At 66.3% G+C, this 14,798-nt stretch carries 10 protein-coding genes; 4 read left to right on the forward strand and 6 right to left on the reverse strand.

Annotated features, from left to right (window positions below; translation table 11 throughout):
* Positions 1 to 62: 62 nt before the first annotated feature.
* The 3 genes from K1X74_11375 to K1X74_11385 are packed head-to-tail and all read right to left on the reverse strand — an operon-like array spanning position 63 to position 4,065.
* Positions 63 to 1,427, reverse strand: a complete 1,365-nt coding sequence (locus tag K1X74_11375) for a glutamine synthetase family protein (protein MBX7166921.1) — start codon at positions 1,425 to 1,427, stop codon at positions 63 to 65.
* On the reverse strand, positions 1,424 to 2,923 hold the full coding sequence (locus tag K1X74_11380; protein ID MBX7166922.1) for an aldehyde dehydrogenase family protein: 1,500 nt from the start codon (positions 2,921 to 2,923) through the stop codon (positions 1,424 to 1,426). The genes K1X74_11375 and K1X74_11380 overlap by 4 nt, the downstream gene beginning before the upstream one ends.
* 2 nt (positions 2,924 to 2,925) lie before the next feature.
* Positions 2,926 to 4,065 carry an iron-containing alcohol dehydrogenase gene (locus tag K1X74_11385; GenBank protein MBX7166923.1) on the reverse strand — a complete coding sequence of 380 codons (1,140 nt, stop codon included), beginning with the start codon at positions 4,063 to 4,065 and terminating at the stop codon, positions 2,926 to 2,928.
* A gap of 221 nt (positions 4,066 to 4,286) precedes the next feature.
* On the opposite strand from K1X74_11385, the gene K1X74_11390 reads away from it, so the two are divergent.
* Positions 4,287 to 7,322, forward strand: a complete 3,036-nt coding sequence (locus K1X74_11390) for a c-type cytochrome (GenBank protein ID MBX7166924.1) — start codon at positions 4,287 to 4,289, stop codon at positions 7,320 to 7,322.
* 11 nt (positions 7,323 to 7,333) lie between these two features.
* Here K1X74_11390 and K1X74_11395 read toward each other — a convergent pair whose 3' ends face one another.
* Genes K1X74_11395 through sucC form a run of 3 tightly spaced genes read right to left on the reverse strand, consistent with a single transcriptional unit; the run spans position 7,334 to position 11,396 of the window.
* On the reverse strand, positions 7,334 to 9,223 hold the full coding sequence (locus K1X74_11395; GenBank protein ID MBX7166925.1) for a tetratricopeptide repeat protein: 1,890 nt from the start codon (positions 9,221 to 9,223) through the stop codon (positions 7,334 to 7,336).
* A gap of 43 nt (positions 9,224 to 9,266) precedes the next feature.
* On the reverse strand, positions 9,267 to 10,148 hold the full coding sequence (sucD, locus tag K1X74_11400) for a succinate--CoA ligase subunit alpha (protein ID MBX7166926.1): 882 nt from the start codon (positions 10,146 to 10,148) through the stop codon (positions 9,267 to 9,269).
* A 60-nt stretch (positions 10,149 to 10,208) separates the two neighbouring features.
* On the reverse strand, positions 10,209 to 11,396 hold the full coding sequence (gene sucC, locus K1X74_11405; protein MBX7166927.1) for an ADP-forming succinate--CoA ligase subunit beta: 1,188 nt from the start codon (positions 11,394 to 11,396) through the stop codon (positions 10,209 to 10,211).
* 236 nt (positions 11,397 to 11,632) lie between these two features.
* On the opposite strand from sucC, the gene K1X74_11410 reads away from it, so the two are divergent.
* From K1X74_11410 to K1X74_11420, 3 genes are all read left to right on the forward strand, one after another.
* On the forward strand, positions 11,633 to 12,058 hold the full coding sequence (locus tag K1X74_11410; GenBank protein MBX7166928.1) for a transcriptional repressor: 426 nt from the start codon (positions 11,633 to 11,635) through the stop codon (positions 12,056 to 12,058).
* A 124-nt stretch (positions 12,059 to 12,182) separates the two neighbouring features.
* Entirely contained in the window at positions 12,183 to 13,088 is a 906-nt protein-coding gene (locus tag K1X74_11415; GenBank protein MBX7166929.1) for a ThuA domain-containing protein, read from the forward strand.
* 70 nt (positions 13,089 to 13,158) lie between these two features.
* A complete protein-coding gene (locus tag K1X74_11420) occupies positions 13,159 to 14,769 on the forward strand; it encodes a hypothetical protein (protein ID MBX7166930.1) in 1,611 nt (536 codons plus the stop codon).
* Positions 14,770 to 14,798: the final 29 nt, after the last annotated feature.

The raw sequence follows: 14,798 nt of genomic DNA on the forward strand, positions 1-14,798 counted from the left end.
ACCGCTTTGACGCCAGGCGCGGCACATGCAGGCGGGCCGCCGGGCCGGCCGCGGCACTCGACTCACAACTGCTCGAAGTAGCGCTGCCGCTCCCAGTCGGTCACGGCGGCACGGTACAGGCCGGCTTCGAGCCGCGCGGTGTGCACGTAGAAATCAACGACCTCGTCGCCCAGGGCCGCGCGGGCCACCTGGCTGGCGTTCAGCAATTCGGCCGCTTCTTCCAGGCTCTGGGGCAGCCGCGGCAGCGTTTCGTCTTCATAAGCGTTGCCGCGATAGGGCTCGCCGCAATCGAGCCGTTCGGCAATTCCCGCCAAGCCGGCCGCCAAGGTGGCCGCGAACGCCAGATAGGGATTTGCGTCGGCCCCCGGCGAACGGTTTTCGATGCGAAAGCCGTCGCCGTGGCCCACGACGCGCAGCGCCGTGGTGCGATTGTCGTAGGCCCAGGCCAGCCGCGTGGGTGCCCACGAGGCGGCTTGAAACCGCTTGTAGGAATTCACCGTTGGGGCAAAGAAGTAGCACAGTTCCCGCCCGTACTTGAGCAGCCCGCCCAGGAACTGGCGAAACACGGCGCTGCCGGCCGACTTCGTCGCATCCCAAAACAGGTTGCGCGACTCGTTCTTATTCCACAGGCTGGTGTGCAGATGAAAGCTGCTGCCGGCCTGCTGGGCGTCCCATTTGGCCATAAAGGTGATTGCCCGGCCAAGCTGCGCCGCGATGTCCTTGGCGCCGTACTTGTAGATCACGTGCTGATCGGCCATCTGCAAGGCCTCTGCATAGAGCAGATTGACCTCGTGCTGGCCGCGGCCCCATTCGCCCTTGCTCCCCTCGACGACGATGCCCGCATCGGTCATTTCGTTGCGCAGCCGGCGCATCAGGTCTTCGTCGCGGCCGGGCTGCAGCAGATGGTAGTCGATCAGGTAGTCGCTCGACGGCGTCAGGTCGCGAAACGTGAGAGCATGCGCCTCGGCATAGCTGTTGTGGAACAGGTAGAACTCCAACTCCGACGCCATCATCGCGACCTGGTCCGCGCTCGAGAGCCGCTCGAGCTGCCGGCGCAGCACGGCCCGGGGCGAAGGGGCAATCGGCCGGTGATCGGCGTCCAACAAGTCGGCGATCGCCAATGCGGTTCCCGGGTGCCAAGGCAACCGCCGCATGCTGTGCAAATCGACGGCCGCGTGAAAATCGCCGTAGCCCTGGTCCCAGCTAGCCAGCCGAAAGCCCGGCATCGGGTTCATCTCGACGTCGACCGTCAGCAGGTAGTTGCACAGATGTGTGCCCGATTTTTCGACGCTGCGGGCAAAGTGCGAGTAGGTGAAACGTTTCCCCAACAGGCGGCCGTAGACGTCGGGCACGGCGACGATCACCGTGTCGATTTCGTCGGCGGTAAACCACGCGGGCAGGAAACCCGAATCGTGCTTGGCACTCATCCGCCGGCCTCTTCGTTGACGCGTATGAAGACGTTCTTGACTTCGGTATACAGCCGCATGGCCTCGATGCCTAAATCGCGGCCCACGCCGCTGCGCTTGAACCCGCCGAAGGGCGCCTCCTGATAGACGCTGCTGTTCGTGTTGACGCTCAGCACGCCCGTTTCGACCGCGCGCGCCACGCGCAGGGCCCGTTCGAGATCGCGCGTCCACAGCGAACCCGACAGCCCGTAGATCGAGGCATTGGCCAGCTCGATCGCCTCGCGCTCGTTGCGGAACGGCAATACGCAGGCCACGGGACCGAAGATCTCTTCCTGGCAGGTGCGCGACTCGTTCGGCAGGCCTTCGACGACGGCCGGTGTCAGGTAGAACCCCGGCGATTTCGGGCGTTCGCCGCCGCACAAGATGCGTCCGCCTTCTTGGCGGGCGAGCTGCAGGTAGCCCTCGACCGTTTCGCGCTGCGCTTGCGAGACCATCGGGCCAATTTGTGTCTGGGCGTCCAGCGGATCGCCGACGACGAGCGCCCGGGTCGCGCTCACCAGGGCCTCGACGAACCGGTCATAAATCGACGCTTCGATCAGTACCCGGCTGCGGGCACAACAGTCCTGGCCGGTGTTGTCGAAGACGGCCATCGGTGCCGCAGCGGCCGCGGCCTCCCAATCGGCATCGGCGAAGACGATGTTGGGGCTCTTGCCGCCCAGCTCGAGCGAAACGCGCTTGATGTCGTCGGCCGCGAGCTTGAGAATCCGCGCGCCCGTCGTGGTCTCGCCCGTGAAGGCGATCTTGCGCACACCGGGATGGCTGACCAGGTAATCGCCTACCAGACTGCCGCGCCCCGCGATGACCTGAAAGATGCCGGCGGGGATGCCGGCTTGTTCGGCGAGTTGTCCCAGCGCCAGCGCCGTAAGCGGAGTCAGGCTGGCCGGCTTGAGAATCACCGCATTTCCGGTCGCCAGCGCCGGGGCACATTTCCAGCACGCCATACAGAACGGAAAGTTCCAGGGCACGATGGCCGCGACCACCCCGATCGGTACGTGCAGCGTGTAGTCGAAGCCTTGCCCCGAGACGGGTAGCGTCTCGCCGACGAACCGCGGAATCGCGCCGGCGTAATACTCAAAACAGCGCGCCCCGGCCAGGATCTCCCAGCGGGCGCTGCCGAGCGGCTTGCCGACGTTGCGGGCCTCGAGCAGCGCCAACTCGTCGGCGTGCTGGCGAATCAACTCGGCCAGGCGGAACAACGCATTGGAGCGCTCGCGCGGCGAAATCCGCGCCCAGGCCGCGGTCCGAAAGGCCTCGCCGGCGCTGGCCACCGCGTCGTCGATCTCGGGTTTGCCCGCCGCGGGCACCGCGCACCAAACCTGCTCGGTGGCCGGCTCGATCAGCTCGATGCGTCCGCCGCTGGCCTCGCGCCGCCAGGTGCCGCCAATCAATAGGGCATCGGGAATCGCGCCTGCGGGACTCGACGTCTTGTTGGCGGCGGTCGAAACGGCAGCATGCATCGTCACCAGGCCTCCTCGTACATCCGCAGCAGATCTTCCACGGTGCAGGGCCGTGGGTTGGTCAAATGGCAGCCGTCTTCAAAGGCCTTCTGCGCGAGCATGGGCAACGCGTCGCGCGGAATCTTCAAGTCGCGCAGACGCTGCGTGATGCCCAGGCTGCGATTGAGCTCCTCGAGCCAGGCCGCGACCTGGCGGGCCGGGTCGGCATCGGGCACCAGACCCAGCGCCTCGGCCACGCGCGCGTATTGCTGCGAGTTCGTTTCGCCGTTGAACCGAATCGTCGTCGGTAGCACGAGGGCGTTCGCCAACCCGTGATGCGCGGCGAATTCGCTCGACAGCGGATGCGCCAGCGAATGAGCCGCGCCCAGGTCCTTTTGAAACGCGATGGCACCCATCGACGCGGCGATCAGCATGTAGCCGCGGGCCTCGAGATCGCCCGGCTGCTCGACGGCGCGCGGCAAGTACAACCGCACCAGGCGGATCGCCTCGAGCGCGATCGCATCACACAGCGGATGAAACACTGGACAGACATACGACTCGATGGCATGCGTCATCGCGTCCATGCCCGTCGCGGCCGTCAGATGTGCCGGCAGGCCGACGGTCAATTCCGGATCAAGAATCGCCAACTCGGGCATCATGGGCGGACCGCCCAGGACGACCTTGCGCCCGATGGACGGTACGGTCACGACGCTGCTGCGCCCCACCTCGCTGCCGGTGCCGGCGGTCGTGGGAATCGCGCAGAAGGGCACCAGCTTCGCCGGCAATTGATCGAGCTTGATGTCGACCAGCTTGGTGTCGGGATACTCGACCTTGAGCCGCAGCGCCTTGGCACCGTCGAGCCCGCTGCCGCCGCCCAGGCCGACGATGCCGTCGCAATTTGCGCGGCGGTAGGCTTCGTACGCGTCGTCGATGTCTTGTTCGAGCGGGTTCGGGTGAATCCCCGTAAACGGCTGCCAGGCACCCGGCCAAACCGTGTCGAGCACGTGCGCCGTCAGCTTGTAAGCCTCGGTCCGTGCCAGACCGTCGTCGGTCACCAACAGCGGCCGGGCAATGTTGTAGGTGGCCGCAAACTCGGCCAGCATCCGCCGCGCCCCGGGGCCGAAATGCATGCGCGTCGGAAAGCGAAACGTACTGATTTCCATCGAGCGCCTCGAGAACCGCGCCGGTCACAGCGCGAAGAGTCGGAAACGGGCGAATCTACGCCTCGCGCAAAAAACCGTCAAGCCGCGGGCCGAGGCGCCTGGTCGCAGGCGGGCAAGACTTGTCGCCGCCGATCACCGCCACCTAGACTAGCGCGTCTGCCCTACAGGGGCCGGTACGCATCCGGCCCCCTACCCCCTCACGGTGCATGCGAGGTCTCTCGATGCGATTTGCCGTCCGCATGACTTGGTGTTTGGCCGCCGTGGCGACGAGCGCGGCCCTGGCTCAGGAAGTGCCCCTCGTCGCGCCGACCGAGGCGCTGCCGCCCGAGCAGCAGCGGCAGATGTTTCACCTGCCGCCGGGCTTCGAGATTCAGCTTGTGGCCGCCGAGCCCGAAGTGCACAAACCGATGAATCTGCGCTTCGATCACCGGGGACGGATGTATGTCACCCAATCGGTCGAGTATCCCTACCCGGCCGCCGACGACGCGCCGAAACGGGACGAGATTCGCCGCTACAGCGAATTCGGACCCGACGGGCATGCCGGCAAGATCGAGACGATCGTCTCGGGTTTGAACATCCCGATCGGCGTGCTGCCCACCTCGGCGGGGCTGCTGTACTACAGCATTCCGCAGGTGTCTCTCGCCACCGACACCGACGGCGACGACGTGCCCGACCACAGCGAGCCGTTCGTCGGCACCTTCGGGTTTCGAGACACGCACGGCATGTGCTCGTCGCTGCATCGCGGTTTGGACGGCTGGGTCTATGCCACACACGGCTTTGCCAACACGTCGGAAGTCGCCGGCAGCGACGGGCAGAAGATCGTGATGAACTCGGGCAACACTTTCCGGATGAAGCTCGACGGCACCCATTGCGAACAACTCACTCACGGCCAGGTGAATCCCTTCGGGTTGTGTTTCGACCCGAGGATGAACCTCTACTCGGCCGACTGCCACTCGATGCCGGTCTACATGCTGTTGCGCGGCGCGTATTACCCCAGCTTCGGCAAGCCGCACGACGGGCTGGGGTTCGGCCCGCAGATGATTCGCCATCTGCACGGCTCGACCGGCATCGCGGGGGTGGTCTACTATGCGGCCGATCATTTTCCGGCGAGCTATCGCGACACGCTGTTTATCGGCAACCCGGTCACGGGCAGGATCAACCACGACCGATTGGCGCAGACCGGCTCGACGTTCGATTGCGTCGAGCAACCCGACTTCATTTCCTGTGACGATCTCTGGTTTCGACCCGTCGACGTGCAGTTGGGACCCGACGGGGCGCTGTACATCCTGGACTTCTACAACTGCATCATCGGGCACTACGAGGTGCCCTTGACGCATCCCCGGCGCGACCGGGAGCGCGGCCGGATTTGGCGCGTCGTCTACAAGGGCGACGACCCGACGTCGCGGCCGTTGGCGCCGCTGCCCGACATCACTTCGAAATCGGCCGACGAGTTGATCGCCCTGCTGCGGCAGGACAATCTCGAACTGCGCACGATGGCCACGCACGAGTTGGTCGATCGAATTGGCTCGGCCGCCATCGCTCCGGCCCGCGCCGCGCTCGAACATTCAACTCCCGACCAGCGCGCGCATTTGATCTGGGTGCTCGAGCGCCTGGGTGCGCTGGACGGTACGACCATCTTGCGGCTCGCCAACGACGGCGAGCCCGTAGTCCGGATCCACCTGATAAAAGCCTTGTCCGAACGGGCCGACTGGACGGCCGCGGGCTGCGATGTGCAAGGCCTGGTGCTCGCCCGGTTGCACGATGGCGATGCTTTCGTCGCCCGCGCCGCGGCCGAAGCGCTGGGCCGGCACCCGCGCCTCGATCAGCTGGGCCCGCTCCTGGAGGCCTGGAGCCTGGCGTCGCCGCAGGACACCCACCTGGTGCATGTCATTCGAATGGCCGCGCGCGATCATCTGTTGTTGCCCGAGGCCTTTGCCGAGGCCCGCCGTCTGGCCGAGGGCAACCCGCAGCGATTCGGCCAGGTAGCGGATCTCAGCTTAGGTGTCGCCAGCGCCGAAGCCGCCGCCTTCGTGCTCGACTACCTGCAAAGCCCCAGCGGCCCGCGCGATCGACTCGACCAGTTTCTGCAACATGCCGCCCAACAGGGGCCGCCTGAGCAATTCGCCGCGGCCTGCGGTTTTGCCGAGGGCCTGCAAGCCACCGAGCGCGGCACGCAACAGCTCGCTCTGCGAGCGCTGCAGCGTGCCGCGGCCGCGCGGGGTCTTGCGCTCACGCCCACGATTCGTACTTGGGCTACGCGTTTGGGCAACGAGCTGCTCACCGCCTCGGAAGAAGGCCCCGTGCGTGAGGGGATCGACCTGGCCCGCGAGCTGGGACTGGCCGAGCTGTTCGATGCGCTCGCGGCGCTGACCGAGTCGCAACCCCTGGCCGCGCTGCGGCCCGCCGCCGTCGATGCGTGCGTCGCCATCGACGGTCACCGGGCCGTGGGACTGCTGGCCCGGCTGCTCGCTTCTTCCGATCAGCCGCTCGATCTTCGACAAAAGGCCGCACAAGCGTTAGGCGCCGTCGGTAACGACGCCGCGCGCGAGGCCCTGTTGGCCCAATTGAGCACTGCGCCCGAACGGCTGGCGATCGAGATTGCCGCGGCGCTGGCGGCCAACCGCCCAGGTGCCGAAGGCCTGCTGGCGGTGATCCAAGCCGGCAAAGCCTCGCCGCGGCTGCTCCAAGAGCTGAACGTCGAGAATCGATTGCGCGCGGCGGGCGTGCCGGAGCTCGATGCACAGCTTCAACAACTCACCTCAGGACTGCCGCCGCGCGACGAACGCGTCCGGCAGTTGATCGATCAGCGCCGCGAGGGCTTTCACCGTGCGTCGGCCGACGTGGCCGCCGGCCAGGCCGTCTTCAAGCAGCGCTGCGCGGCGTGCCATCGCTTGGGCGGAGAAGGCACGAAGATTGGCCCCGAGCTGGATGGCATCGGCCAACGCGGCTTGGATCGGCTGTTGGAAGACGTGCTGAGCCCGAGCACCAACGTCGACCAGGCCTTCCGCAGCACGCTTGTCGCCACGACCGACGGCCGCAGCCTCAGCGGTTTGGCCTTGCGCGAAGAAGGGCAAGTGTTGGTGCTGGCCGACGCCGAGGGGAAAGAAGTGCGCGTCGCGCTCGACGACATCGACGAACGCAGCGCTACGCCGCTGTCGCCGATGCCGGGCAACCTGGCCGACCTCGTGCCTGAGGCCGACTTCTACCACCTGTTTGCGTTCCTGCTCTCGCAAAAGCAGCCGCCGGCCAAGCCCTGAATCGCTGGCTCTCAGCGGGCCAGTTGCTCGGCCGCCGTCTCGCGCAAGGGCATGCCCGCGCGAAACATTTCCAAGTGGGCCTTGTAGCGCGCGGTGCGTTCGGGCCGGCCCGTTTGCGCGGCGCGGACGGCGGCCCGCTCGGCGGCTTGAACTGCCCGGGGAAAATCGCCTGCCTCGGCCAGCGCTGCGGCCAGGGTGTCGAGCGAGGCGCTGCTTTGCGATTGCGTCAATGCGACGGCACGGCTCGCCCACTGCACCGCGAGACGACCGTCGCGCAGGCCGGCGTCGTGATCGGTCGCCAGGATGCGGGCAAACTGGTTCGCCGCCGTGGCGGTCTCGACGGGCGTGAGCGTCGCCGCGGCCACCCGTGGATCAGGCGACAGGGCCCGGCGATAGAACTCGACGGCCCGGCGCGTGTTGCCCTGACGGTGATAGATGTTGGCGACCCCGGCGTTCGGCCGGTCGAGTTGCGGCATCTGACGCAGCGTCACCTGGAAATGCGCCAAGGCCTCGTCGAGCTTGCCCTCGGCCAACAACACGGTGCCCAGACCCGTGTTGGCTTCGGCCTCCTGGGGGCTGATCGCCAGCGCCCGGCGATAATACTGTCCGGCCGTCGTTTGATCGCCCCGCTGCTGCGCGAGCACGCCTAGATTGTTCAGCGCCGGCACGCTGCGCGGATTGACGGCAAGCGTTCGCTCGAAGAGCGCGATGCTGTCGTGCCAAGTGGGCGCGGTTTGCCAGCTTTGCCACCCCAACAGCGCCGCGACGATAGCCGCGGTCACCGTACCGACGCGTCCGAATCGGACGACAAGCTCAGCCACGATGAATGCCACTCCGACCAACGAAAAATACAGATACCGGTCCGCAACCGTCGAGATGCGCTGATATTGAAACGGCAACAGCCCAAGCACGGGCAGCGGCGCCAGCAAAAACAAGGCAATCCCCGCACGCGCAGCTCGCCCGCGCAACAACCACCAGGCCCCACCAAGCACCGCGACGGGCACCAGTGCCCAAGCCGCGGTCCAGCGCTGGGCCAAGGCCACTGCCGGCGTGCGGCCATAGTCCATCACCAGATCGACCGGATACACAAGCTTGCCCAAGTAGAAGGCCAGGGCGTCGCCCATCACCAGCGGCCGCTGCCACACGGCCACCGGCGCGAGCGTCTCGGCCGTCGGCTGGGCGAACCGCGTGATCAGCACCCAGACGGCCGAGAGCAGGAACCAGTCCCAATATTCGTTCCAGAGGCCGCGCCAAGATGTACCGCGTGTCAGATGCAAGACGACGACCACGACCAAGGGCAACGTCACGGCCGACGGTTTGCACATCAGCGCCAGCAAGAAGCACAGAGTCGCGGCCAACCGCCCGTAGCCGCGTCGCTCGTTGGCTGCCGGTGGCGACTCACCTGGCGCGAGGATCAGCGCCAGGGCCCCCAGCGAGCCGGCCGCCGCGAGCAGGCCGCGGGCCTCGCTCACCCAGCACACACTTTCGACCTGCAACGGGTGCAGCAAGAAGACCAGCGCTCCCAGGCAGGCTGCCTCGCGCGAACGCACCAGCCGCATCGTCACCTGATAGACCAGCCACCCGCAGCTGGCATGCAGCAGCAGGTTGGCCGCGTGATAGACCCGTGGATCGAAGCGCACGCCGTCGGCTGGGCTGATCCACTGGCTGACCAACGACAGCGCCGCCCAGAACGCGTACGCCGCGGGAATATACAGGCCGAAATAGGCCGTGATCATCAGCCGGCCGAAGCTGGCCAGCGTGAGCGGCGAATAGAAGGGGTTTTGCGTGATGTGCAGCGGATCGTCCCATTGGACGAATTCGAACCGCACGGCCTGGCCAAACACGAGCGCGACGGCAGCCGCGAGACAGGCGTACGGCGCGTAGCGCAGGAGTTTGACCATAGTGCGGCGCCGCTGCGATGACTTGTCTGGCGCCGGCCGCCCGTTACTTGCCGGCGCGCTTGATCGCCCGCACGACGGCGGCGCCCAAGTCGGCCGGGCTGTCGGCAATCTCGAATCCGGCGGCAGTCAGCGCCGCGATCTTTTCGTCGGCGGTCCCCTTGCCGCCCGAGATGATCGCCCCGGCGTGTCCCATGCGCTTGCCCTTGGGGGCCGTGCGGCCGGCGATGAAGGCGGCCAGCGGCTTCGTGACGTTCGCCTTGGCAAAAGCCGCGGCTTCTTCCTCGGCCGTGCCCCCGATTTCGCCCATCATCAGGATCGCCTCGGTCTGCGGGTCGTTCTGAAACCAACCCAGCAGATCGACGAACGAGGTGCCGACGATCGGGTCGCCGCCCAAGCCCACGCAGGTCGATTGGCCCAGTCCGAGCTTGGTCAACTGCCACACGGCCTCGTAGGTGAGTGTGCCCGAGCGACTGATGACGCCGACTTTGCCCGGTTGATGAATGTAGCCCGGCATGATGCCGATCTTGCAGGCGCCCGGCGTAATCACGCCGGGGCAATTCGGACCGATCAGCACCGACTTGCTGCGTTTGACGACCGGGTAGACCCGGACCATGTCGAGCACCGGGACGCCTTCGGTGATCGCCACGATCGTCGCGATGCCCGCGTCGACGGCTTCGAGAATGGCATCGGCCGTGAACGCCGGGGGGACGAAGATCATCGTCGCGTTCGCGCCGGTCTGGGCGACGGCCTCTTCGACCGTGTCGTAGACGGGCACACCCTCGACCGTCTCGCCGCCCTTGCCGGGCGTGACGCCGCCGACCATCTTCGTGCCGTATTCCAGACAGCCGCGCGTGTGGAACTGACCCACCCGGCCGGTGATGCCCTGGCAAATGACCTTGGTTTCCGCGTTGATCAGAATGCTCATAGTCTGGCGATTCGTTCGATCGGCGTGCCTGCTGCGTCGCCGTACAAGGATTGAATTGGGTTATTTGCCGGCTGCCGCGACGACTTTCTTGGCCGCGTCGGTCAGGCCCTCGGCCGAGATCAAATCGAGCGCGCTGTCGGCCAGCATCTTGCGGCCCTGCTCGACTTCGGTGCCTTCGAGCCGGACGACGAGGGGGACGTTGAACCCCACGGTCTTGTAGGCCTCGAGCACCGCGGAAGCGATCGTTGTGCAGCGCATGATGCCGCCGAAGATATTGACTAGCACGGCCTTGACGTTCTTGTCGGAAAGCAGAATGCGAAAGGCCTCGGTCACCTGCTTGACGTCGGCGCCGCCGCCCACGTCGAGAAAGTTGGCCGGTTCGCCACCGTGCAGCTTAATCAGGTCCATCGTACTCATGGCCAGGCCGGCACCGTTGACCAGGCAGCCGATGTTGCCGTCGAGCTTGACATAGCTCAGGCCGGCCGCGGCCGCGCGCACCTCGGCGGGTTCTTCCTCGTCCAGATCGCGCAGCTTGCTCAGCTCCGCATGACGGAACGAGGCGTTGTCGTCAAAATTCATCTTGGCGTCGAGCGCCAACAGTTCGCCCGACTCGGTCACTACGAGCGGGTTGATCTCAGCCAGGCTGCAATCGCAAGCGACGAACACCCGGCACAGCGCCGTGAGGAACTTCTCGGCCGCGCGCACCGACGCGCCCTGCAGGTTGAGCTTCTTGGCCAGCTTGCGCACCTGGTAAGGCTGCAGGCCCGCGTCGGGGGCGAACTTCTCGCGGAAGATCAGCTCGGGCGTTTCGTGGGCCACCTTTTCGATGTCCATGCCGCCTTGGTTCGACGCCATCAGCACGGGCCCGGCCGACGAGCGATCGACGACGATCCCCAGGTACAGTTCGCGGGCGATCTTGCAGCCCTCTTCGACCAGGACCTGGCGGACTACCTGGCCTTGCTCGCCGGTCTGAATCGTGACCAGCGGATTGCCGACGAGCGCCCCCGCCACCGCCGCGGCCTCTTCGGCCGAGCGGACCAGTTGCACGCCGCGCTGCTGCGGATTGCCGAGCAGGCTCCCCTTGCCGCGTCCGCCGGCATGAATCTGGGCCTTTACGACGGCCAACGAGCCGCCCAGTTCGCGAAACGCGGCGGCAGCCTCGTTCGCGGTCCGAGCCACGATGCCTCGCGGCACGGGCACGCCGGCATCGCGAAGAATCTGTTTTGCTTGAAATTCGTGGATCTTCATGGGCCGCTTACCGTTACTACCGTCGCGGGGAATGCTGATGAGAAACCGCGGATTATAGAAGTCTCCCAATTTTTCGGTCAAGGAACCCCGGCGCGGCAAGTGAACCGCCGCCGCGCACCGCTCGTCGTCCGAAGCTGCTGCGTTGACGCTAGTTGCGCGGCTACCTATAGTTCGGCGTGATGAATACGTCGCCGCAACTTGACGCAGTTGGCGCAAACTCGCTCGACGAGGCTGCTGTGCGCCATGCTTTAGCCGACGCCGGTTGCCGGTATACCCAGCAACGGGCCGCCGTGCTGGCCTACCTGTCGAGTGTCCAGACGCATCCGACGGCCGAAGAGGTCTACACGGCCGTTCGCGAAGGGCTCCCGCGGATCAGCCTGGCGACGGTCTACAAGGCCCTGGAGGCCCTCGTAGCGGCCCGGCTGGCCACCAAGCTCAGCGGTGGCAATGGCACGGCACGCTACGACGCCCGCGGCGAGGACCACTATCACTTGCGCGACGTCGAGACCGGGCAGGTTCACGATTTGCCGGCCTCGTTCGACAACCAACTGCTGATCAAACTCGACCCCCGCCTCGTCGAGCGGCTGGCGCAGCAGGGTTTCGAGGTGACGGGCTATCGTCTCGAAGTCCTGGCGCGCCGCACGGCCGCGCCGGCCCGATAGCGCCTGTCGCAGCTAGGTAATTGATGCTGGTGCGATTTGGTGCCGGCGCCGCGGCCGATTATCTTGGCGGCCAAGTACCGGTCGCGCCTGCGACCATTCGCGATGCCTTCTGCGGAGTGACTCCATGAGCTCGATGCGTTGTGTCTGGTTGTTGACCCTCGCTGCCTGGGCGCTGGCCCAAGTGACCCTCGTGCGGGCCGACGACGACTCGACGCGCAAGAAGGTGGTGTTCGTCGCCGGGAAGCCGAGCCACGGCTGGGGCCAGCACGAGCACTACGCCGGCTCGGTACTGCTCGCCGCGGCGCTCGAGCAAGGCATGCCCAACTTCGACGCCGACGTCGTGCGCAACGGCTGGCCCGAGGATCCCCAAGCAGCCTTTGCCGGCGCAGCGGCCATCGTCATGTACAGCGACGGCGGCGAGGGGCACATGGTCATGGACCACCTCGACGAAGTCTCGGCACTGTCGAACCAGGGAGTCGGCATCGCCTGTCTGCACTACGCCGTCGAGATCCCCAAGGGCAAGCCTGGCGACGCGATGCTCGATTGGATCGGCGGCTACTTCGAGACGCACTGGTCGGTGAATCCCCACTGGACGGCCAACTTCACGTCGTTGCCCGACCATCCGGTGACGCGCGGCGTGCAGCCCTTCGCCATCGCGGACGAGTGGTACTACCACATGCGGTTCCGTCCCGACATGCAGGGGGTTACTCCGGTGCTGTCGGCCATTCCGCCGGAGAGTACGCTCGCCCGGCCCGACGGTCCACACAGCGGCAACCCCTTCGTCCGCAAAGAAGCGGGCCAGCCTCAGCACGTGGCCTGGGTCTCGGAGCGCCCGGGTGCAGGACGCGGGTTCGGGTTTACCGGCGGCCACTTCCATCACAACTGGGCGAAAGACGACTTCCGCCGGTTGGTGCTCAATGCCGTCGTCTGGATCGCGCAAGGCGAGGTGCCTGCCGGCGGCGTACCGCTGGAGAAGGTCACCAAGGCCCAGCTCGACGAGAATCAAGACGAACCCAAACCGGGGAAGTAAGCACCGCGGGTGCAAGTAGCGACTGCGGGCCACCGCGGCGACCGACAACCTCACGCCGTTTCCCCGCGCCATGACTCATCCCGAGGCTGCCGGCCGCCGCCGGTTCATCGCGACGACGTTGCTGTGCTTCGTCGCCTGGTGCGTGGCGCGATCCGAAGTCATCTTGCTGCCGCCCACGCTGGACCAGGCGCGCGGCGTGTGGTTCGAGGGCGTCTATCTCGCTCACACCAATTTCGACTATCACCGGCTGCTCACCGAAGAGCCCGGACCAGACACGGAAGCGGCCAAGAACTACATCGTCAGCATCGTGCCGACGCTGATCGCCATCGTACTCAAGGCGTCGCACAGCGTCCGCTTCACGATCGCCACGTTTCACCTGCTGAATTTTCTGCTCGCGGCAGCGATCGTCGCATGCGTGTACTGCCAGCTTCAACCGCACCTGGGAAGCCTGGCGGCGGGCTTCACGGCGGCGGCGCTGGCGACCAACCCGGTGTTCTGCGTGCAGAGCGAATTGATCGGCATGGATCTGCCGGTCGCGGCCTGCGGCGTGGCCGCCGCGGCCTTGCTGGCGCGTGAACGTTACGTGGCCACCGCGCTGGTCGCGACCCTGGCGTTCGGCATCAAGAGTATCGGGGCCATCGTCTCGTTCGCCGCGATCTGCCAGGTGTTCGTTTTGCTCCTGGGACCGCGATATCTGCCCCGGATTTTCCCGGCGCCCAGCGATCCGCAAGACGTTCGGCGGCGCAAACGCGGGCTCGTGGTACTCGGTTTGGCGCTGATGGGGCAATTGCTGGCCAGCGCCCTTGGCGGGTCGTTCAGCGTGCTCGATCTGCCCAGCTTTGCCATGCAACCTGCCGCGTATTGGGAAGCGCACCGGTTCTTCCGCTTCGACGCGACCACCTATTTGTGCCCCGATTTATTGGTCGTGTTCGCCGTGGCCGCGCTGGCCGGGTTGATGGGCGTGACAGCGCAGTGCCGCACGACCGCAGCGCCTGGCCCGCGGCCCCCGCACGCCGTTCGAAACGTCGTGCTGTTTGCCTGGCTTGTCGTGTTGCTCGTCGGAATGCTCACGGCTTGGGCGGCGTTTTACGTTCGCTACTGGACCCTCGGCATTCCGTTTCTGTTTCTCGTGGCGGCCTTCGGGTTGTTCGGCCTGCTCGGGCGTCAGCGTGGACGGGCGATTGTCGCCGGGGCGTTCGCGGTGATGTGCGCGTTCAACGTGTTGAATTGGAACGGTGGCCTGCTGCCAACGCTCGAGCCGCGCGTCGGCGCGCGATACGCCTACTGGCCGGCCGTGTTGGAACGAAGCCACGAGTACTTGATCAACCATCGGCGCATTCTCGCGGCTTACCAGGGACTCGCGCAGCACCGCGACCGTTACATCGTCAGCAATTACCCCTTTGGCTTGTTTCTCGCGCTGCCCGATTTCGGCTATGTCGACCATCCGTTTCACGGTTATGACATCGGGTTGAACACCAAGCTGTTCGCGCATTTCAGCGGACAGGACCTCGACGCGGCGGTGCACGGCCCCGGGCGGCCGCCGCTGTTTTTCTGGGGGGCCGACCACGCCTGGCGCCCCGAGGTTCCCCTGGAAGCGGGCGACCAGCTCATCGCGGGCGCCGCCTCGCCGCCGATTGCCTACGCCTTCGACAAACTCTGGCTCGAAGCGCCGCCTGTTTAGCCGGCTGCCGCGCGCCGCTGGGCCGAAGA

The sequence above is a fragment of the Pirellulales bacterium genome, assembly GCA_019694435.1.
Classification (GTDB): domain Bacteria; phylum Planctomycetota; class Planctomycetia; order Pirellulales; family JAEUIK01; genus JAIBBZ01.

Excerpts from the sequence above, each read along its gene's own strand:
- K1X74_11375 (MBX7166921.1), bottom strand. The coding sequence starts at position 1,427 with ATGAGTGCCAAGCACGATTCGGGTTTCCTGCCCGCGTGGTTTACCGCC.
- K1X74_11380 (MBX7166922.1), bottom strand. The coding sequence starts at position 2,923 with ATGCATGCTGCCGTTTCGACCGCCGCCAACAAGACGTCGAGTCCCGCA.
- K1X74_11385 (MBX7166923.1), bottom strand. The coding sequence starts at position 4,065 with ATGGAAATCAGTACGTTTCGCTTTCCGACGCGCATGCATTTCGGCCCC.
- K1X74_11390 (MBX7166924.1), top strand. The coding sequence starts at position 4,287 with ATGCGATTTGCCGTCCGCATGACTTGGTGTTTGGCCGCCGTGGCGACG.
- K1X74_11395 (MBX7166925.1), bottom strand. The coding sequence starts at position 9,223 with ATGGTCAAACTCCTGCGCTACGCGCCGTACGCCTGTCTCGCGGCTGCC.
- sucD (MBX7166926.1), bottom strand. The coding sequence starts at position 10,148 with ATGAGCATTCTGATCAACGCGGAAACCAAGGTCATTTGCCAGGGCATC.
- sucC (MBX7166927.1), bottom strand. The coding sequence starts at position 11,396 with ATGAAGATCCACGAATTTCAAGCAAAACAGATTCTTCGCGATGCCGGC.
- K1X74_11415 (MBX7166929.1), top strand. The coding sequence starts at position 12,183 with ATGAGCTCGATGCGTTGTGTCTGGTTGTTGACCCTCGCTGCCTGGGCG.
- K1X74_11420 (MBX7166930.1), top strand. The coding sequence starts at position 13,159 with ATGACTCATCCCGAGGCTGCCGGCCGCCGCCGGTTCATCGCGACGACG.